Raw genomic sequence first — 19058 nt, 5'->3', positions numbered from 1 at the left:
GCCCCCCATCAGCTCCCGGCCGCCGCTCGGTCGGCCTCGAACGCCTCCCGGCGCACGGTCAGCATGCGCTGGAACACCGTCACCAGGCTGCCCGCCGCCACCAGCCACAGCGCCACCGGCAGCAGCCACTCCACGTACGGCACACCGAACGTGTGCAGACCCGCGACCCCGGCCGCCACCAGGCTGGCCACCAGCCGCTCGGCCCGCTCCACCAGCCCCGACACGTCGCACGGCAGACCCTGGCTCTCCGCCCGCGCCTTCGTGTACGACACCACCAGACCGCTCGCCAGGCAGAAGATCGCCACCGCGCAGAGCAGGTTGTCGTCACCCTTGCCCGCGTACCACATCGCCAGACCACCGAAGATCGCCGCGTCCGCGACCCGGTCCAGGGTGGAGTCCAGGAACGCCCCCCACTTCGAGGTCCGGCCCAACTGGCGGGCCATGTTCCCGTCGACCAGGTCCGAGAAGATGAACAGCGTGATCGTGATGGTGCCCCAGAAGAACTCCCCGCGCGGGAAGAACACCAGCGCACCGGCCACCGAACCGGCGGTACCGATCAGCGTCACGGCGTCCGGACTCACACCGAGGCGGATCAGGAACGCGGCGAACGGGGTCAGGACACGTGTGAAGAAGGCACGCGCGTATTTGTTGAGCATGGCCTTCCCAGCCGCTCCGATCTCCCAGATACCGCCTGGCGCGGAACGCGCGGCAGACGGCCGGGCGGATCAGCCCGTCCGGCCCACCCATCGTAGCCACGCCGGAGACACGCTCCGGCGCACGCACCGCCGGGTCGGCGCCCCCGCCACCACCCACACACGGACCGTCACCGACCGGCCCCTACGACACGCGCCCCGCAGAACCCGACCCTAGACTGCCAAAGACAGCCTCGGCGCCACGGGAGGAGACCCCGATGCCCGACCGCAGCACGGCACGAGCCGGCCAGGCACCCCCCGTCAACGGCCCGAAGGACCTGCGCAACGTCGTCCTCATCGGCCCCAGCGGTGTGGGCAAGACCACCCTCGCCGAATCCCTCGCCCTCGCCTCCGGCGCCACCGGCCGGGCCGGCCGCGTCACCGACGGCACCACCGTCTCCGACCACGAGGACATCGAGCACCAGCAGCAGCGCTCCGTCCAGCTCGCGCTCCTCCCGCTCGAATGGAAGGGCGTCAAGATCAACCTGATCGACCCGCCCGGCCACCCCGACTTCACCGCCGACCTGCGCGCCGCCCTGCACGCCGCCGACGCCGCCGTCTTCGTCGTCTCCGCCACCGACCCGGTCACCGCCCCCACCCGCGCCCTGTGGCGCGAATGCGCCGCCGAAGGCATCCCCCGCGCCATCGCCGTCGCCAAACTCGACCTCGCCCACACCGGCTTCGACGACATCCTCACCGCCTGCCACGACGCCTTCGACCTCGGCCCGGACACCCTCCGCCCGCTCTTCCTGCCCGTCCTCCACGACGGACACCCCGACGGCAGCGTCGACCTCCTCACCGGCGACACCTACGGCGACACCGACCCCCTCCCCGACACCGCCCCCGCCCACGACAGCCTCGTCGAGGCCATCTCCGGCCAGGACGACACCCTCATGGAGCGCTACCTCTCCGGCGACCCCCTCGACACCGACTCCCTCGAAGCCGGCCTGCGCCGCGAAGTCCTCTCCTGCACCCTCCACCCCGCCGTCCCCACCAGCGAGAACGGCCTCGGCGCCGCCGAACTCCTCGACCTCATCGCCCACACCTTCCCCGACCCCACCGAACGCACCCGCCCCGCCCCCGCCTGCGACCCCGACGCCCCGCTCGCCGCCCAGGTCGTCCGCGTCACCGGCGACGCCTACGTCGGCCGGATCAGCCTGCTGCGCCTCTACGCCGGCACCCTGCGCCCCGACACCCGGATCCACCTCACCGGCACCGCCCACACCGCCGACCAGAACGGCGACGAACGCGTCACCGCCCTCACCAGCCCCTTCGGCAAACTCCAGCGCCCCGTCCCGCACGCCGTCGCCGGCGACCTCGTCTGCGCCGCCAAACTCACCACCGCCCGCGCCGGAGACACCGTCCACGACCCCGGCCACCCCGTCGAACTCGACGGCTGGACCCTCCCCGAACCGCTGCTCCCGATCGCCGTCGAAGCCCACAGCAAGGCCGACGACGACAAGCTCTCCCAGGCCCTCGCCCGCCTCACCGCCGAGGACCCGGCCCTACGCCTCGAACAGAACCCCGACACCCACCAGCTCGTCCTCTGGTGCACCGGCGAGGCCCACGCCGAGGTCGTCCTCGACCGCCTCCGCACCCGCCACGGCGTCCACGTCGACACCGTCGAGCCCAAGGTCGCCCTGCGCGAGACCTTCGGCACCGCCGCCGTCGGCCACGGCCGCCTGGTCAAGCAGTCCGGCGGCCACGGCCAGTACGCCATCTGCGACCTGGAGGTCGAACCGCTCCCGGCCGGCTCCGGCTTCGAGTTCCAGGAGCACGTCGTCGGCGGCGCCGTCCCCAAGCACTTCATCCCCTCCGTCGAGAAGGGCGTCCGCGCCCAGCTCGCCAAAGGCGTCGCCACCGGCCACCCGCTCGTCGACGTCCGGGTCACCCTCACCGACGGCAAGGCGCACTCCGTCGACTCCTCCGACGCGTCCTTCCAGAACGCCGCCGCCCTCGCCCTGCGCGACGCCGCCGAGCACGCCGTCATCCGCCTGCTCGAACCCGTCGCCGCCGTCAGCGTCCTGCTCCCCGACGACTACCTCGGCGCCGTCCTCGGCGACCTCTCCGCCCGCCGCGGCCGCGTCCTCGGCAGCGAGACCGGCGGCACCGGCCTCACCCTGCTGCGCGCCGAGGTCCCCGAACTCGAACTCGTCCGCTACCCGGTCGACCTGCGCTCGCTCACCCACGGCACCGCCGAGTTCTCCCGCGCCTACCTGCGCCACGAGCCGATGCCCGCCGCCCTGGCCGAGCGCTACACCGACTGAGCGGCCCCGCGCCCGACCACGGCCGGACGGGTCTACGGCCGGACGGGCTTCCGGGCCGGCAGCGCGCACGCCGCCGTACCCCCCGGCATCCGGTGCCGGTTGCGCGCCACCCAGCGGTAGACCACCCCCGCCAGCGGCCGCACCGGCGCCGCCGTCAACACCGCGCCCAGATATGCCCACGCCCCGCCGGAGCGCATCAGCAGCCGCGCAACCCCCTGCGCGCCCCCGTACACCCGGCCGGCCGGCGTCACCCAGAGCACCTCGCGCTCCGCCCGCTCCGCCGACACCTCGCCCCGCCCGCCCGCACGCCCGTCCAGCCCCGCCAGGTCCGCGAACTGGAACGGCACCGCCTCCCAGCCCCCCGACGCCAGCGTCTGCCGCAGGTACCGCTCCGCCCAGCGCACGCAGGACGAGCAGAACGAACAGTCCCCGTCGAAGACCAGCACCGGATCCTTCACGGCCGCGCCCCTTTCGTCACTCCCACCACCCATCCTGCCCCACCGCCCCCATCCCTCCCACGGCGGGCATCGACCCGCCCGAAGCTGGGCATCATGCCCCTCAGGCCTCCGGTGACGGTACTTCAGACGATCATCCGCGCGGGGGTGCCACGGCACGGTAACCTGCCGCTGACAAGGGGAGGAGGGGACGCCACCGTGACCACACTCGACATGACCCCGGGTGCGCAGATACCCCGGACCGACACCGGGCCGCAGACCGCCATCACCCAGGGACTCTCCTCGACCGCCTACCGCGACGGCGAGATCCAGGGCTTCGTCGGCGCCGTCACCGACGCCACCGCGAAGAAGGGCCGCTTCGCGCTCTTCCGCCCCAACCTCGGCGAGGCCTTCAGCAAGGCGCTGGTCTCCCGCGCCCTGGGCGGCGCCCGCAAACCCCTCGTCCCGGCCTTCGGGGTCGACACCCGCCAGGTCGTCGAGCACTGCCTGGCCGCCGAGGAACTGCGCAACACCCGCGACCGGCAGCTCAGCACCGTCTCCATCGCCACCGGCGTGCTCTTCCTCCCCGGCACCCTCGTCTGGCTCGGCGCCTTCCAGCTCCGCGCCTGGCTCAAGCGGGACAACCCGAAGAACGCGGCCGTCTACGGCGGCATCGTGCTCGCCGCGGCCGCCGCCCTCGCCGTCCTGCTCGCCCTGCGCCCGCCGGCCACCGGCTTCATCGGCGTCTACCTGCGCGTCACCATGCTCGCGCCGGTCATCGGCTGGTACCTCGCCCGCCGGATCGTCGAGCGCTCCGCCAAGGACCTGCGCAGCCGCTGGCAGGCCCTGGTCGAGGGCAGCGCCGTCGCCGCCACCGTCGCCAAGGCCGTCCCCCGGGACGACCTCGACAAGAAGGCCGCCGACCTGCGCGACAAGCTCGGCCGCCTGGACGCCGAGCAGGAGACCAACATCCACCACTACGCCGGCCCCAAGGGCATCCTCGGCGCCGGCCGCCGCTGGGGCGAATGGCGCCTCGCCGACACCCTCCACCCCGCCGAGGGCCACGTCGACTTCCGCGCCTTCCACCCCTGGGACCTGATCCGCCGGATCTCCTCCCACCTGAAGGGCCTCGGCGTCAGCCACGTCGCCAACAGCGGCATGCCCAACGTCGCCATCAAGCAGTGGGTCGTCTTCGACATCGGCGAGGGCGCCGACGAGATCAGCCGCCCCGGCAACGCCGACATGGACGGCGACCGGATGCGCGACTTCGCCGTACAGAGCGTCGCCGACAAGCAGACCTTCTCCGGCGGCCCCCGGCACTACCTCGCCACCCAGTTCATCACCCACGACGGCAAACTGGTCCTCACCTTCACCGTCACCGTCACCCTGCTCGCCAACGTCCTCAACATCACCGTGTCCGGCTACGCGCTCGGCCCGGTCAAGGGCGTCTTCTTCGACAAGCCCAAGGACAAGGAGAAGTCGGTCGCCAAGACCGTGAAGTTCTGGGAGGAGCGCACCGTCAAGCTCCCCCTGATCGACAACGACGAGGTCGTCCGCCAGGCCGTCCGCGCCCCGTTCTACCGGATGCCCGGGCTGCTCACCTGGCTCGGCGGCGGACTCGGCCTGCCCGAGCCGTTCGGGCTGCGGCACATCTGGGCCGGCCGGGCCTGGGAGAACCGTTCCATGGTCGACAACGCCCAGAACGCCTCCGTCCCGGTGCTCGCCGCCGTCCACGCGGCCACCCTGGAGTTCCTGGAGGAGCACGACCTGGACGCCGACCGCTTCTTCAAGAACCGCACCTCGATCATCAAGTCCGAGGCGCAGAGCCCCCGCCCGTACGACGTCGACACCTTCAACGCCGGCTGACCCGCGGAACGCGGAAGGGCCCCACCGGGATCTCTTCGGTGGGGCCCTCTTGCGCTCGTGCTGTGGATCAGCCCTGCGGCCAGACCTCGGCCAGCATCTTCCGGGTGTCCGCCAGCAGCTGCGGCAGCACCTTGGTGTGGCCGACCACCGGCATGAAGTTGGTGTCCCCGCCCCAGCGCGGCACCACGTGCTGGTGCAGGTGCGCCGCGATCCCGGCCCCGGCCGCCGCGCCCTGGTTCATTCCGATGTTGAACCCGTGCGCCCCGGAGGCCGCCCGCAGCGCCGTCATCGCCTTCTTGGTGAAGTCCGCCAGCTCGGCCGTCTCGGCCTCGTCCAGGTCCGTGTAGTCGGCGACGTGCCGGTACGGGACCACCATCAGGTGCCCGCCGTTGTACGGGTACAGGTTCAGCACCGCGAACACGGCACTCCCCCGGGCGATGACCAGCCCCTCCTCGTCGCTCAGCGACGGGATCGAGCAGAACGGACAACCGTCGTCCGGAGCCGGGCCGGTGGGCTTGTTCTCACCCTGGATGTACGCCATCCGATGAGGCGTCCACAAGCGGCGGAAGCCGTCCGGCTCGCCGACGCCCCGCTGAAGTTCCGGCTCAGTCGTCATGCTGATCAGCATATTCGCCCGACGGGGCTTGCAAAGCCGCGCGGGGCAGACTCATCGAGAGCCTGCCCCGCGCAACCCCGCGAGCGCGGGGCCTACGGCACCTTCCTCCGGTGCGCGTTCCGAATCTTCGGATCACCCCCGCTCAGGCGGGGCCCACCTCACACCTGGATACGACGCGCCACAGCATCAACGATCTCGGCGATGGCCTCGTCACGGGGCACGCCGTTCTTCTGCTCGCCGTTGCGGTAGCGGAAGGACACCGCACCCGCCTCGACATCGTCGTTGCCCGCGATCAGCATGAACGGCGTCTTGGTCTTCTGTGCGTTGCGGATTTTCTTCTGCATGCGGTCGTCCGAGGTGTCGACCTCGACCCGGATCCCGTGCTTCTTGAGCTCGGCCGCGACCTCCAGCAGGTACGGCACGTGCTCGTCGGTGATCGGGATGCCGGTCACGGTGACGGGAGCCAGCCACGGCGGCATGGCGCCGGCGTAGTGCTCCAGCAGCACCGCGAAGAACCGCTCGATGCTGCCGAACAGCGCCCGGTGGATCATGACCGGCCGCTGACGCGAGCCGTCCGCCGCCGTGTACTCCAGGTCGAAGCGCTCGGGGAGGTTGAAATCCAACTGAATTGTCGACATTTGCCACGTCCGGCCGATGGCGTCCCGTGCCTGCACCGAGATCTTCGGGCCGTAGAAGGCCGCGCCGCCCGGGTCCGGCACCAGCGGCAGGCCCTGCTTCTCGGCCACGCTCGCCAGGACGGCGGTGGCCTCCTCCCAGGTCTCGTCGCTGCCGACGTACTTGACCGGGTCCTTGGTCGACAGCTCCAGGTAGAAGTCGGTCAGACCGTAGTCGCGGAGCAGGTTGAGCACGAAGGTCAGCGTGGAGTCGAGCTCCTCCGCCATCTGCTCGCGGGTGCAGTAGATGTGCGCGTCGTCCTGCGTGAAGCCGCGGGCACGGGTCAGGCCGTGCACGACGCCGGACTTCTCGTAGCGGTACACCGTCCCGAACTCGAAGAGGCGCAGCGGCAGTTCACGGTACGAGCGGCCGCGCGCGTCGAAGATCAGGTTGTGCATCGGGCAGTTCATCGGCTTGAGGTAGTAGTCCACGCCCTCGTCGAGCTGCATGGGCGGGTACATACCGTCCGCGTACCAGTCGAGGTGGCCGCTCTTCTCGAAGAGCTTCCCCTTGGTGGCGTGCGGGGTGTAGACGAACTCGTAGCCCTCCTCCTCGTGCCGCTTGCGCGAGTAGTCCTCCATGGCCCGGCGGATGATGCCGCCCTTGGGGTGGAAGACGGCGAGGCCGGAGCCGATCTCCTCGGGGATGGAGAAGAGGTCGAGCTCGTTGCCGAGCTTGCGGTGGTCGCGCTTCTCGGCCTCGACGAGGAAGTCGAGGTGGGCCTTGAGCTCGTCCTTGGTCGGCCAGGCGGTCCCGTAGATGCGCTGGAGCATCGGGTTCTTCTCGCTGCCGCGCCAGTAGGCGGCCGCGTTGCGCATCAGCTTGAACGCCGGGATGTGGCGGGTGCTGGGCAGGTGGGGGCCGCGGCAGAGGTCGCCCCAGCACTGGTCGCCGGTCTTGGCGTCCAGGTTGTCGTAGATGGTGAGCTCGCCGGCGCCGACCTCGACGTCGGCGCCCTCGCCGGCGGTGGCGGCGGAGCCCTTGAGGCCGATCAGCTCCAGCTTGTACGGCTCGGCGGCCAGCTCCTCGGCGGCGGCCTCGTCGGTGACCACGCGGCGGGAGAACTTCTGCCCGCGCTTGATGATCTCCTGCATGCGCTTCTCGATGGCCTTGAGGTCATCGGGGTGGAAGGGCTTCTCGACGTCGAAGTCGTAGTAGAAGCCGTCCTTGACCGGCGGGCCGATGCCGAGCTTGGCCTCGGGGTAGAGCTGCTGCACGGCCTGGGCCATGACGTGCGCGGTGGAGTGGCGCAGGATGTCGAGGCCGTCCTTGCTGCCGATCTCGACCGGCTCGACCTCGTCGCCGTCCTGGACGGCGTAGGCGAGGTCCTTGAGCTGGCCGCCGACGCGGGCGGCGATGATCGAGCGGTCGTCGGCGAAGAGCTCGGCGGCCGTGGTGCCCGTCGTCACCACGCGCTCTTCCCGATCGGGTTCGCGGCTGATGATTACCCGGACGTCCGTCACCGGTCTCTCCTGACGTGCTGGATTTCAGAGGACGCAACACTGCGCTGCGCGTGACGATGGTACCGAGAGCGCCGCCCCTGCCGTCCACCTACGCCCCTTCTCCCCCTTCCTCCGTCTTCTCTCCGAGCGACTTCAGCAGCCGCTCGCGGTCCCCGTCCTCCCAGCCGCGGAGCTCCAGTCCGTGCGGGCGGACGAGCCGGCGGAAGCCGTCGTGCCGGTCCAGCCGGCCGGAGACCCGGACGGGCAGGCCCGCGAGGTGGGCCTCGGCGGCGAGCCGGTAGTCGGGGTCGGGCAGGCGGAGCTTGAGCTCCCGGACGTCGGCGCCGGTCAGTACCCGGAGCCGTACCGAGCCCGGTCCGGCCGGGTCGGCGCGCTTGAGGCGGGTGACCACGCCGAGCACGGTGACGGCGATGGCGGGTTCGGTCCGTTCCAGCAGGTCGGCGGCCTCCGCCAGGGCGGGCAGGTCGCCGGGCGAGAAGTCGAGGTCGATCCGGCGGTCGCCGAAGCCGCCCGGTGTTCCGGCGGCGGGTGACCAGGCGACGCTGAGCCGGGCGGCGGTGGCGTCGCGCACCAGGTCCTCGACGGACCGGACGAGCTCGCGGCTGACCCCGGCCCGGACGGCGTTCCCGAAGGCCTCGGGCCCGCCGCTGACCCGCCGGTAGTCGACCGCGTCGCGCAGCGCCTCCAGGGCCCGGACCAGGGTGGTGACGGCGGCGCGGCCCTCGGGGGCGGGGGTGTACGCGGTGAGGGCGGCGCCCTGTTCGACCAGCAGGACGCGGTCCAGGTAGTCCCCGGCGAGGCCGTCCAGCCGGGCTCCGAAGTAGCCGGCCCTGGTGCGGGCGGCCTTGGCGCCGGCGGCGAGCATCCCTCGGGCCGCCCCTCTGAGCCGCTCGGCCTCGTCCCAGGAGACGGTCCCGGCGGGGCCGGGCGGCTCGCGGTGCCAGCGCAGTTCGTCGCCGGGGACGGCGAGGGCGAGCAGGATCGAGCGGGCGGAGGGGGTGCGGGCGCGGGAGAGCGCGGCGACGGCGTCGGTGAGGAGTTCGACGGCGTCGTCGAAGCCGTCCCCGGCCGGGACGAGCAGGCTGGTGCCGGGCTCCTCGTCGGGCGGGGTCCAGCGTCCGTACCGGGCGGCCGGGCCGCCGCGGCGGACCCAGCCGTGCCGGGCGAGCAGGGTGGCCAGCACGGCGGGGTCGACGGCGGCCGGGTCGGGCAGGGGCCGGGCCGGCTCGCCCGGTGGGTACGGCGGTGTCATGGGTCCGGTTCCTCCCTGCCGCGGCCGGGCCGTCACGGGCTGCCGCCCGCGCCGATCCGGGCCATGATGTCGCAGAGCGCGCGGTCGTCGAAGACCTTGTCGGTGGGCACCCGGACGTTGGTGCGCCGCTGCCCGGTGACGGGGTGGCCGGCCAGGTTGACCCAGTAGCAGCAGTGCCGCAGTTCCAGGGCGTCCGGGCGGGCCCGCAGCCAGTGGTCGACCCGGCGCGGGAGCAGCATCACGACCAGGATCCGCGGTACGGCGACCCGGGGCCGGGCGAGCTTGCGCAGGTGGTCGTTGTCCAGGGTGAAGCTGAAGAACGGTCCGGCCGGGTCGGGCGCGACCTGCTGGGTGGCCTTGAGCTGGATCTTGACGGTGACCTCGTCGTCCACCTCGTGCGCCCGGGAGCCGTGGCTGACGTGCCAGTCGATGCCGTTGTCCGGGAACGGCTGGGAGAGCGAGCAGCCGGCCGCGGCGGCGACCGCGTGCAGGTAGCCGACCTGCAACGTCTCCATGCAGGCGGTGACCGCGAGGTTCCCCCGCGGTGCGGCCGCCGCCTCCTCGGGCTGCGGCTGGGTCAGTGCCATCGCCCCGTGGCCTCCCCCGGCTCGGGCCCGTCCCGGTGTCCGGACGGGTCGGTCGATTCGATCGGGACAGTCATGGGCAGGATCCCCGGTCGGGCTTGGGCCAAACGGGTTGAAGGGGCGTCAGAACCGGGTATCAACCGGGCGCAACGCTCGTCTGAGGGGCAGTCATGCAGCAGCACTGGTACACCGGCCCGCTCGCCTCCTTCGACACCGAGACGACCGGCGTGGACGTGGAGAACGACCGGATCGTCTCCGCCGCCCTGGTCGTCCAGCTCGCGCCGGGCGCACCGGCGCGGACCACCACCTGGCTCGCCGATCCGGGGGTTCCGATCCCGGACGGCGCCCGCGCGGTGCACGGCATCACCGACGAGCGGGTGCGCGCCCACGGGCGTCCGGCCCGCGCGGTGGTGGCGGAGGTCGCCCACGCGCTGGCGGCCGAGGCGCTGGCCGGGCATCCGGTGGTGGTGATGAACGCGCCCTACGACCTGACGCTGCTGGACCGGGAGCTGCGCCGTCATCACGGGCTGACGCTGGCCGGGGGGCCGGCGGCGGCCGGGCTGGTGGTGCTGGATCCGCGAGTGCTGGACAAGCACGTGGACCGCTACCGCAAGGGCCGCCGGACGCTGACCGACCTGTGCGCCCACTACGGCGTGGAGCTGGCCGGGGCGCACGACGCGGCGGCGGACGCGGCGGCGGCGCTGGCGCTGACCCGGCGGATCGGCGCCCGCTACCCGGCGGCGCTGGGCGGGCTGTCGGCGGCGGAGCTGCACCTGCGGCAGGCGGTCTGGCACGCGGCGCAGGCGCGGGGGCTGCAGAACTGGTTCGACCGCTCGGGGAAGGCGGAGCGGGTGGACCTGTCCTGGCCGCTGCGGCCGGCCCGGTGCGGCTGCGGGCGCCGGCTGGAGCCGGAGCACGGCTGCGAGGCGGCGGCGTAGACGGGCGGCCCCGGTATCCCGGGCCTGAACGCGCCGCAGGCCCTGACCTGTTTCCTGGTCAGGGCCTGCGTGCTGTCCGGGTGGGCGATACTGGGATCGAACCAGTGACCCCTTCGGTGTGAACGAAGTGCTCTCCCGCTGAGCTAATCGCCCGGGCAACGAGAAGAACTGTAGCACCATTCGGGGCCGGTCGTACAACTCGCCCGTTCCGGGTACTGCCGACACCTCCGCAGAACTCGCGCCCCACGCGGAAGATGACTGTGCCTCAGGCGATTACCGACGGCTCTTCGGGCGGATTCCGGAAATACACGTGAGGCCCAGCCGATAATCGGCTGGGCCTCACGTATCACTGTGCATTCCGGTGGGCGATACTGGGATCGAACCAGTGACCCCTTCGGTGTGAACGAAGTGCTCTCCCGCTGAGCTAATCGCCCGGGTGCAGAGAAAACATTACCGCATCCCGGAGGGTGCTCCGACCACCCTCCCCGCCCGCGACCCCGCTCCCGGTCGCCCCCTGGGCTCCCGTCCGGCCGCCCCGGTTCGCGGCGGCGCACCCGCGGGTCACGGCCCGCCGGGCGGCCTCCGTGACCTCGCGGCGGATCCGGTGCGGGGCCGGGCCCGGTCGGTCGGGCCCCCGCCCCCAGGAAGATCACCAGCCGGGCGGCGGCGCGACCGGTCCGAGCGCACCGCGCGGGGCCGGTCAGGGAGATCACCACCCGCCGGACGGGGTGCGGCGGACGCCGGCCGGGGCCCGTCAACCGGTCGCCCGTCCGCCGTCGACGACTGCGTCAACCGCCACAGCCGCTTCACCCGTTCCCGTGTTCCCGCGCCTCTTGTCGTTTCGCACAGTCATGCCAGGAAACTAACCAAGTAGCGCCCGGGTAATGCCCGGCCCGGCCGCTGCGGGGCGATTCCGCAATGCGCCGTAAGGGGTACGACTCGCGCCCGAATCGGGACAGAGGGGTTTACATCGGTCTTGGGGGTGGGATGGTCCGTTCGCCGACGTGCGATTCCCCGAGCGCACACTGAGCGAAAGGCCATGGCGCTTATGAACACCACGGTCAGCTGCGAGCTGCACCTGCGCCTCATCGTGTCCAGCGAGTCCTCACTGCCCGTCCCCGCGGGCCTGCGCTATGACACCGCCGACCCCTACGCCGTGCACGCCACGTTCCACACGGGCGCCGACGAGACCGTGGAGTGGGTGTTCGCCCGAGATCTCCTCGCGGAGGGGCTGCACCGACCCACCGGTACCGGCGACGTCCGGGTGTGGCCGTCCCGTAGTCACGGGCAAGGGGTGGTCTGCATCGCACTGAGCTCTCCGGAAGGAGAAGCCCTGCTGGAGGCCCCGGCCCGAGCGCTTGAGTCGTTCCTCAAGCGGACGGACGCCGCGGTGCCCCCCGGCACCGAACACCGTCACTTCGACCTCGACCGGGAGCTGTCCCACATCCTCGCCGAAAGCTGACCCCGTCCGGAGGGCGGTCACGCCCCGCTGTCGGCGGGGCCATACCGCCTGCCGCCATCGCAGCCGTCCTACTCGGGGGCACGGCAGCGGACTCAGCCGCGCACGACGCGGTCTCGGGGCCGGTGAGGCGGTCCCGCTCCCCCGGAGCGGGCCCCAGCACCGCAGGCGCCCGGCACCGAGGCCGGTCATCCTCACGGGTGGCCGGCCTCGGTGCCGGGCGCCGACGTCTTCCGGCGGCCCTACGGACGGTGCCCCGGGGGCCGTCCGGCCGGGCGGTGTCCGGTTTCGGACGCCTTGCCGGACTGCGCACACATCTTCGAAAGAAGGCACCGCCCTACCGGTACGAGGCCCGGTATGGTCTGGGGTAACCGCGGACGCGGGGTATCGGAGTCCCCCTGCGCGAGGAGCCCCCAACGTGCTGATCACCCATGACACCGAGTGCGCGCTGAGCCTCCTCGTGGAGCTGCTCAACACCGCGCCCGAGGTGTGCGGCGCCGAGCGACTGCCGGACATCGCCGCACTGGACGCCTTCGTGGTCCGCCAGGAGATCAGCGAGATCGACTCGCTGACCGAGGACGACCTGCGGCGGGTGCACGAGCTGCGCACCCGGCTGCGCGAGGTGTTCGCGACGGAGTCCACCGCGGAGGCCGCCGAGCTGGTCAACTCGATGGTCGCGGCCGCCGGGACGACGCCCCGGCTGACCAACCACGACGGCCACGACTGGCACATCCACTACTTCGCGCCGCACGCCGCGCTCGGCGACCACCTGGCGGCCGAGCTCGGCATGGCGCTGGCCTTCATCCTCATGGCGGGCGAGCGGGAGCGGCTGCGCCGCTGCGAGGCGCCGGACTGCGCGCGGGTCTTCGTGGACCTCTCCCGGAACCGCTCGCGGCGCTACTGCGACAGCCGTACCTGCGGCAACCGGCTGCACGTCGCCGCCTACCGGGCGCGGCAGCGGTCGGCGGAGGCCGTTCCCTCCGCCTGACCGCCCGGGTCCGCTCGGTCCGCCTGGTCCGCCGGATCCACCCGTCCCGCTCAGATCCCGCGCTTGCGGAGGATCTCCTCGATGTCGGCGAAGTCGCCGAGGCCGTCCTCCCGCTTGCCCGCGGCCGGCTTCTTCGCGGCCTTGGGGGCCGGCGCCGCCACCGCCGGGCGCTCGGGCGCCGGGCCGGCCGCGGCCGGGCGCTCCGGGGCGCTCTCCACCGCCGTACCGCCCCGGCGGCCCACCCAGCGGGTGGTGACCAGCAGGACCGCGGAGACGCCGAGCAGGGCGATGCCGGTCCAGACCCGCGGGTCGAAGACCAGCCTGGTCGCCCAGTCGGCGAACTCCCGGGCGATCGTGCTCGCCAACGGGAACAGGCCGGTGAGGTAGAGCCCGGCGGGCAGCAGCGCCACCGCGAACCAGCGGGTCGCCGACAGGAAGCGCCGCCGGTAGGCCCGCAGCCCCGCGAAGGCCACTCCGCCCGCCGTGAGGATGAAGCTGATCGCCGCGCTCAGCACGGGGCCGCTCCTTCGTGTCCGGTCGTCCTGGTCATCGGTGCCTTCCTCTCGGTCCGCCCTCGGGCGCACCTCCGGCCGGAGCGGGCGCCCACTAGTGGAACACTGAGGGAATGATCGATGGTTCCCTCCCCCGCCTCGAGTTCTGGTGCGACCTCCAGTGCCCGGACTGCCACACCGCGCTGGACGACGTACGGGCGCTGCGCGCGCAGTACGGCGACGCGCTGCCGCTGGAGGTGCGGCACTTCCCGTTGGAGAAGCACAAGCACGCCTACGCCGCCGCGGAGGCGGCCGAGGAGGCGTTCGCGCAGGGGCTGGGCTGGCCCTTCGTGGAGGCCCTGCTGGCCCGCACCGAGGAGCTGGACGCGCGCGGGCAGCAGGTGCTGCTGGAGGTGGCCCGGGAGGTCGGGGCCGACGTCGAGGAGGTCGACACCGCGCTGGTCGACGGCCGGCACATGCTGACCGTCGACGCCGACCAGGCCGAGGGCAAGGCGATCGGGGTCACGGGCACGCCGACGTACGTGATCGGCGGGAAGCGCCTCGACGGCGGGCAGAGCCAGGACGGGCTGCGCGAGCGGATCGTGGCCGTCCTCGAGGCGGCGAAGTCCTCCTGACCGCACGACCGGTCACAGTTGCTTGCCGTAGACGCGCTCGGTGACCCGGTAGCCGAGCGAGGTGTAGAGCCGGATGGCGACCTCGTTGCCGGCGAAGACGTTGAGGCCGAGGTGCCGCACCCCGGCGGCCAGGCACTCGCGTTCGGCGAGCAGCATCAGTGTGCGTCCGTGTCCCTGGCCCTGATGGGCCGGGGACACCTCGACCTTCATCACCCAGGCGAGCGGTTCGCCGTCCGGCAGCTCGCGCAGGCGCGGCTGCAGCCAGAGCAGGCCGTACGGGCCCTCCCCGCCGTCGGCGCCGTACAGGCGGCGCACGACCATGCCGGGGGCCTCCGGGTCCGGCGTGGGCGGGCTCTGCGGCCCGGCGGCCATGCGGGCGCGGGCCTGTTCCTCGGTGAGTCCGGAACCGACCATCATGCGGACGTAGTCGTCCGCGGACTCCTCGTACCAGGCCCGGAGTTCGGCCGGGTCGTCGAAGGGGCGCGCGCTCAGCCCGGCGGGCAGCTCGGGGGCGTCGACCAGCGGCTTGGACATGGCCAGGGCCCGCTCGGTGTAGCCGAGGGTCGCGGCGAGCCCCCGGGCCGCCGCGGCCGACTCCGGGACGGCGACGTCGACCCGGGTGCAGCCCCAGGTGCGCAGCACCTCCTCGGCGGCCAGCCCGCCGAAGGTGCCGCGGCCCCGGCCGCGGCCCTCGGTGACTTCCAACTCGGATATTCTCCCGAAGAGTTGACCGCCCTGCGGGTCGGCGGTGGTGCGCACCGCGCCGACCGGGCGGCCGTTCGAGAGGATCAGCCAGCGTCTGGTGCGGCCGCCAGCCGCGGTGGGTGTCTCCGGGCCCTCGGGGCGCAGCGTGGTGGTCATGTGCTGGTCCCTTCCCGTTGCGGGGGAGGTTATCCACGCGGTCGGCCTGCTCCCCGGCCGGGGATCACGGGTCGAGGTCGTCGCCGCTGCGCTCGGCGAAGACGGCCATGGCCTTGGCGGTGACGGGGCCGATGCCGGGCAGTTCGCGGTCGTCGACCCGGGTGACGGCCTGGACGTCGCGGGTGGTGGAGGTCAGGAAGACCTCCTCGGCGTCCTGGAGGGCGGTGAGCGGGAGGTCGGCCTCCTCGGCGCCGCACCAGTCGATGACGAGTCGCCGGGTGATGCCGGCCAGGCAGCCGGAGGCGAGGGCGGGGGTGAGCAGGCGGCCGCCGAGGACCACGAAGACGTTGGAGCCGGTGCCCTCGCAGAGCAGGCCGGCGGTGTTGGCGAACAGGGCCTCGGAGGCGCCGGCGCGGTGGGCGGCGGCCAGGGCGACGACGTTCTCGGCGTACGAGGTGGTCTTGAGGCCGGCGACGGCGCTGTGCTCGTTGCGGCGCCAGGGGACGACGGCGACGGCGGTCTCGTCGGGGCGGTGGCCGATCGCGCTGAGGGCGACGACCAGGGTGGGGCCGGTGGTGCCGCGCTCGGAGCTGAGCGGGCCGTTGCCGCCGGTGTAGGTGATGCGCAGCCGCCCGAGCGGTGCGGGGTTGGCGGCGAGGACCTGGGCGCAGGCCTCGCGGACCAGGTCGTGGTCGGGGTCGGCCAGGCCGAGGCCGCGGGCGGAGCGGGTGAGCCGGTCGAGGTGGCGGGTGACCGCGAAGGCCCGGCCGTCGACCGTCTTCAGGGTCTCGAAGACGCCGTCGCCGGTGGTGAGGCCGTGGTCGAGGACCGAGACGGTCGCGTCGGCGGAGTCGACGAGGGCCCCGTTGACCCAGCTCGTGGTGCGGTTGTGCATCGGGTGCTGCTCCTAGGCGGTGGGGGCTCAGGCCCCGGTCGGGTCGGATCCGCTGCCGGACTCGCCACCGGGTTCGCCGCCCGACGCTATCGCGACCAGGCGGGCTGCCTTCAGTTCGGTTTCGGCCCATTCGCGTTCGGGGTCGGAGCCCCAGGTGATGCCGGCGCCGGTGCCGAAGCGCAGGACGGGTGCGGCGGGGTCCGTCCGGTCGATCCAGAAGGTGCGGATGCCGACGGCGAGTTCGGCCTCGCCGCGGTCGGCGTCGACCCAGCCGACGGCGCCGCAGTACGGGCCGCGGGGGGCGGTCTCCAGGGCGTCGATGATCCGCAGGGCGCTGGACTTGGGGGCGCCGGTGACGGAGCCGGGCGGGAAGGTGGCGGCGAGGAGTTCGGGCCAGCCGGCGCCCTCGCGCAGGGTGCCCTCGACGGTGGAGACGAGGTGGACCAGGCCGGGGTGCTTCTCGACGGCGCAGAGGTCGGGGACGGTGACGGTGCCGGTCCCGCAGACCCGGCCGAGGTCGTTGCGGACCAGGTCGACGATCATCACGTTCTCGGCGTGGTCCTTGTCGAGGAGGTCGTCCTCGGTGCGGCCGGTGCCCTTGATCGGGCCGGAGGAGACGGTGCGGCCGGTGCGGCGCAGGTAGAGCTCGGGCGAGGCGGTGGCGATCTCGACGCCGTGGTCGGGCAGGCGGACGGTGCCGGCGTAGGGGGCGGGGTTGCCGTGGGCGAGGAGGCCGGTGAGGGCGTCGACGTCGCTGCGGTCCGGGTCGGGCAGTGGCGCGGAGAGCACCCGGCAGAGGTTGGCCTGGTAGACCTCGCCGGCGGCTATGTGCTCGCGGATGCGGCGGACGCCCGCGGTGTAGGCGGCGCGGTCGAGGGAGCTGTGCCAGCCGCCGGCTTCCGGTCCGCGCCAGCCGGCGCCGGAGGGCGGGGCGGGGGCGGGGCGGACCTCGTCGAAGCGGGCGCAGGTGAGGCGGCCCTCGAAGTCGTAGGCGACGGCCCAGTAGCCGGCGGAGTCCAGGGCGGCCGGGTCCGAGGTGACGTCGCGCAGTCCGGTGGCGAGGCGGCCGCCGAAGCGGGCGAGCGGGGTGCGGGGGGCGGGGTGGCCGGACACGGTTCTCCTGCGCGGTGGTGCTGGGGGGCGGTGCCTGAAGTGTAGGTCGGGGGGCGTGGGCCCGGCCCGGCTCGCGCCCCCGCGTACGAGCAGTCGCGTGCGTCGTGCGGGTGTGCGCCGGGTGGCCTGCGGATGATCGTCCGGGAGCGGCGCAGGTGGTGGCCGGTGGTCGGCCGGGAGGGCTGACGGGACGGCACTCGCCGGCCATCCCCTCGGCATGCTGCGGGAACGGATTTTTAGCTGGCCCGGGAATCCGCTAGAGTTCAACACGTCGCCAGGGAGCGCAGCCGAAGAAAAGCGGTGAAGCCCCCCGGGAGACAGGCGGACGTGGCTCAGTTGGTAGAGCATCACCTTGCCAAGGTGAGGGTCGCGAGTTCGAATCTCGTCGTCCGCTCGATGGAGAACAGTGTAAGATCGTTCTTCATGTGTTGCCTGGTGGAGTGGCCGAGAGGCGAGGCAACGGCCTGCAAAGCCGTGTACACGGGTTCAAATCCCGTCTCCACCTCCAAGAGGTCCTCCCGGTTCTTCCGGGAGGCCTCCCCGCGCGATTAGCTCAGCGGGAGAGCACTACCTTGACACGGTAGGGGTCACTGGTTCAATCCCAGTATCGCGCACGTCAGGCCCCTCGGGGCTTGCTGCAGGACCGCCACATCAGGCGCGATTAGCTCAGCGGGAGAGCACTACCTTGACACGGTAGGGGTCACTGGTTCAATCCCAGTATCGCGCACAGTAACGGGCCTTCCGGGGTCTGCTGCAACACCGCCGCACCAGGCGCGATTAGCTCAGCGGGAGAGCACTACCTTGACACGGTAGGGGTCACTGGTTCAATCCCAGTATCGCGCACGTCAGGCCCCTCGGGGCTTGCTGCAGGACCGCCACATCAGGCGCGATTAGCTCAGCGGGAGAGCACTACCTTGACACGGTAGGGGTCACTGGTTCAATCCCAGTATCGCGCACAGTAACGGCCGGGGCCGCGATCCGTAAGGGTCGCGGCCCCGGCCTTTTGTCGTCCCGTTCGGGTGGTTCCGGGCGCCGGGCCTCCGGCGGGGAAGCGCCGGGAAAAGAGAAGAGCCGCGTACGGACGCCCTCACCGACGTCCGTACGCGGCGTCTCCGCCTGCCGGGGCGCTCTGCGCACCGCCCACGCCCGTCCGCGTGTCATCGCGGCCGCGGCCTCCCCGGCGGCACCGCTCCCCGTCCCCAGGGGTTCGGTGCCCGTCTTCGACCGGCCTCGGGGCCGGTGTCCTTCTTCTTCCCCTGCTCAGCGGGCGATCAGATCGGCGACGGCCTGGGCCTGGTTCGCCATCTGCTCCCACCCTCCGAAGAGCAGCACCAGCAGCACGGCGCACGGCAGGGCCATGGCCAACGCCACCGCGGGGTGCCGCGTGGGCTGCTCGGCGGACCCCGTCCGGAGGGAGGCCTGCCGACGGCGGCGGGGGGTTCCCGTGAGCTGCGGTGGCATGTCCTGGCTCCTGATCCGGTCGAGTTGGCGCGGTGGACGGCTTACCTCGGGGGACGAGCTCCCCGTCCACCGCTGAGCACAACGCTATTGGTCGGGGCCCCTCCGGGCGTCATGCCGTCGTACTGTTCCTCGGACGTCCCGGAGGATGACGATCGGACTTGAGGCCTACTACCGCAGGGGGACAGCGGGCTCATCCGACCCCCGGGGGAACCCTGAGGGGCAACCCCGAGAGGCCCTCCGACGGCCCCGTGACCTGCAGGTCAGCGCAAGATCCGACAATCGCACGGTGGCTACGGGTGTTGCGTATCAGCACACCGCAGCGGGCAGTCCGTAAGCTGTGCCAGACAGGAACTGACGATGGCCCAACC

Annotated in this window: 17 protein-coding genes and 8 tRNA genes; 12 read left to right on the top strand and 13 right to left on the bottom strand. The window is 72.5% G+C overall.

Features of this window, described 5'->3' with window-relative positions; genetic code table 11:
* Positions 1-8 precede the first annotated feature (8 nt).
* Positions 9-656, bottom strand: a complete 648-nt coding sequence (pgsA, locus tag ACFY4B_RS07030; protein ID WP_049651434.1) for a phosphatidylinositol phosphate synthase — start codon at positions 654-656, stop codon at positions 9-11.
* A gap of 254 nt (positions 657-910) precedes the next feature.
* On the opposite strand from pgsA, the gene ACFY4B_RS07025 reads away from it, so the two are divergent.
* Positions 911-2959 (top strand): elongation factor G-like protein EF-G2, encoded by a 2049-nt coding sequence (locus ACFY4B_RS07025; RefSeq protein WP_387966762.1) that lies wholly within the window; start codon positions 911-913, stop codon positions 2957-2959.
* Positions 2960-2991: 32 nt separating this feature from the next.
* Here ACFY4B_RS07025 and ACFY4B_RS07020 read toward each other — a convergent pair whose 3' ends face one another.
* On the bottom strand, positions 2992-3417 hold the full coding sequence (locus ACFY4B_RS07020) for a thiol-disulfide oxidoreductase DCC family protein (protein ID WP_387822920.1): 426 nt from the start codon (positions 3415-3417) through the stop codon (positions 2992-2994).
* Between the two features lie 195 nt (positions 3418-3612).
* Between ACFY4B_RS07020 and ACFY4B_RS07015 the strand changes: the two genes are divergently transcribed.
* Positions 3613-5259 (top strand): hypothetical protein, encoded by a 1647-nt coding sequence (locus tag ACFY4B_RS07015; RefSeq protein ID WP_079272097.1) that lies wholly within the window; start codon positions 3613-3615, stop codon positions 5257-5259.
* 67 nt (positions 5260-5326) lie between these two features.
* Here ACFY4B_RS07015 and ACFY4B_RS07010 read toward each other — a convergent pair whose 3' ends face one another.
* The 4 genes from ACFY4B_RS07010 to ACFY4B_RS06995 all read right to left on the bottom strand — a co-directional run bounded on the left by ACFY4B_RS07010 (position 5327) and on the right by ACFY4B_RS06995 (position 9852).
* The gene (locus ACFY4B_RS07010; RefSeq protein ID WP_049651438.1) at positions 5327-5887 is read right to left on the bottom strand and encodes an HIT domain-containing protein; all 561 of its coding nucleotides are present in this window, start codon (positions 5885-5887) and stop codon (positions 5327-5329) included.
* Positions 5888-6033: 146 nt separating this feature from the next.
* On the bottom strand, positions 6034-8013 hold the full coding sequence (gene thrS / locus ACFY4B_RS07005) for a threonine--tRNA ligase (RefSeq protein WP_074002371.1): 1980 nt from the start codon (positions 8011-8013) through the stop codon (positions 6034-6036).
* An 88-nt stretch (positions 8014-8101) separates the two neighbouring features.
* Positions 8102-9265 (bottom strand): hypothetical protein, encoded by a 1164-nt coding sequence (locus ACFY4B_RS07000; protein WP_380737392.1) that lies wholly within the window; start codon positions 9263-9265, stop codon positions 8102-8104.
* A gap of 32 nt (positions 9266-9297) precedes the next feature.
* Positions 9298-9852, bottom strand: a complete 555-nt coding sequence (locus tag ACFY4B_RS06995; protein ID WP_049651441.1) for a DUF4365 domain-containing protein — start codon at positions 9850-9852, stop codon at positions 9298-9300.
* A gap of 167 nt (positions 9853-10019) precedes the next feature.
* On the opposite strand from ACFY4B_RS06995, the gene ACFY4B_RS06990 reads away from it, so the two are divergent.
* Entirely contained in the window at positions 10020-10787 is a 768-nt protein-coding gene (locus ACFY4B_RS06990) for an exonuclease domain-containing protein (protein WP_074002368.1), read from the top strand.
* Between the two features lie 81 nt (positions 10788-10868).
* Here the strand turns inward: ACFY4B_RS06990 and ACFY4B_RS06985 are convergent.
* Positions 10869-10940: transfer RNA gene (locus tag ACFY4B_RS06985), tRNA-Val, on the bottom strand.
* A gap of 209 nt (positions 10941-11149) precedes the next feature.
* Positions 11150-11221 (bottom strand) — tRNA-Val (locus tag ACFY4B_RS06980).
* A 614-nt stretch (positions 11222-11835) separates the two neighbouring features.
* On the opposite strand from ACFY4B_RS06980, the gene ACFY4B_RS06975 reads away from it, so the two are divergent.
* Together ACFY4B_RS06975 and ACFY4B_RS06970 are read left to right on the top strand one after the other, a co-directional pair.
* Complete coding sequence (locus ACFY4B_RS06975) at positions 11836-12249, top strand: SsgA family sporulation/cell division regulator (protein ID WP_030056266.1); 414 nt, start codon at positions 11836-11838, stop codon at positions 12247-12249.
* Between the two features lie 415 nt (positions 12250-12664).
* Positions 12665-13234, top strand: a complete 570-nt coding sequence (locus tag ACFY4B_RS06970; RefSeq protein WP_375876751.1) for a CGNR zinc finger domain-containing protein — start codon at positions 12665-12667, stop codon at positions 13232-13234.
* A gap of 50 nt (positions 13235-13284) precedes the next feature.
* On the opposite strand, the gene ACFY4B_RS06965 is transcribed toward ACFY4B_RS06970, so the two are convergent.
* Positions 13285-13749, bottom strand: coding sequence for a hypothetical protein (locus ACFY4B_RS06965; protein ID WP_117487167.1), 465 nt, complete (start codon positions 13747-13749; stop codon positions 13285-13287).
* Positions 13750-13859: 110 nt separating this feature from the next.
* On the opposite strand from ACFY4B_RS06965, the gene ACFY4B_RS06960 reads away from it, so the two are divergent.
* Complete coding sequence (locus ACFY4B_RS06960) at positions 13860-14360, top strand: DsbA family protein (protein ID WP_387966761.1); 501 nt, start codon at positions 13860-13862, stop codon at positions 14358-14360.
* A gap of 12 nt (positions 14361-14372) precedes the next feature.
* Here the strand turns inward: ACFY4B_RS06960 and ACFY4B_RS06955 are convergent, their stop codons facing one another.
* From ACFY4B_RS06955 to ACFY4B_RS06945, 3 genes are all read right to left on the bottom strand, one after another.
* A complete protein-coding gene (locus tag ACFY4B_RS06955; RefSeq protein ID WP_387966760.1) occupies positions 14373-15221 on the bottom strand; it encodes a GNAT family N-acetyltransferase in 849 nt (282 codons plus the stop codon).
* Positions 15222-15285: 64 nt separating this feature from the next.
* A complete protein-coding gene (locus tag ACFY4B_RS06950; RefSeq protein WP_387966759.1) occupies positions 15286-16116 on the bottom strand; it encodes an aminotransferase class IV in 831 nt (276 codons plus the stop codon).
* A gap of 27 nt (positions 16117-16143) precedes the next feature.
* A complete protein-coding gene (locus tag ACFY4B_RS06945) occupies positions 16144-17229 on the bottom strand; it encodes a chorismate-binding protein (RefSeq protein WP_375876747.1) in 1086 nt (361 codons plus the stop codon).
* A 321-nt stretch (positions 17230-17550) separates the two neighbouring features.
* On the opposite strand from ACFY4B_RS06945, the gene ACFY4B_RS06940 reads away from it, so the two are divergent.
* The 6 genes from ACFY4B_RS06940 (at position 17551) to ACFY4B_RS06915 (ending at position 18185) form a co-directional block, all read left to right on the top strand.
* A tRNA-Gly gene (locus tag ACFY4B_RS06940) sits at positions 17551-17623 on the top strand.
* Between the two features lie 40 nt (positions 17624-17663).
* Positions 17664-17737, top strand: a tRNA-Cys gene (locus ACFY4B_RS06935).
* Positions 17738-17771: 34 nt separating this feature from the next.
* Positions 17772-17843 (top strand) — tRNA-Val (locus tag ACFY4B_RS06930).
* 41 nt (positions 17844-17884) lie between these two features.
* A tRNA-Val gene (locus ACFY4B_RS06925) sits at positions 17885-17956 on the top strand.
* A gap of 44 nt (positions 17957-18000) precedes the next feature.
* A tRNA-Val gene (locus tag ACFY4B_RS06920) sits at positions 18001-18072 on the top strand.
* Positions 18073-18113: 41 nt separating this feature from the next.
* A tRNA-Val gene (locus tag ACFY4B_RS06915) sits at positions 18114-18185 on the top strand.
* A gap of 304 nt (positions 18186-18489) precedes the next feature.
* Here the strand turns inward: ACFY4B_RS06915 and ACFY4B_RS06910 are convergent.
* A complete protein-coding gene (locus ACFY4B_RS06910; RefSeq protein WP_049656200.1) occupies positions 18490-18690 on the bottom strand; it encodes a hypothetical protein in 201 nt (66 codons plus the stop codon).
* Positions 18691-19058 lie beyond the last annotated feature (368 nt).

This window comes from Kitasatospora sp. NPDC001261, from assembly GCF_042896795.1.
GTDB lineage: Bacteria > Actinomycetota > Actinomycetes > Streptomycetales > Streptomycetaceae > Kitasatospora.
The sequence above is the reverse complement of the archived record's forward strand: the minus strand, read 5'-3'. Positions and strand labels throughout refer to the sequence as shown.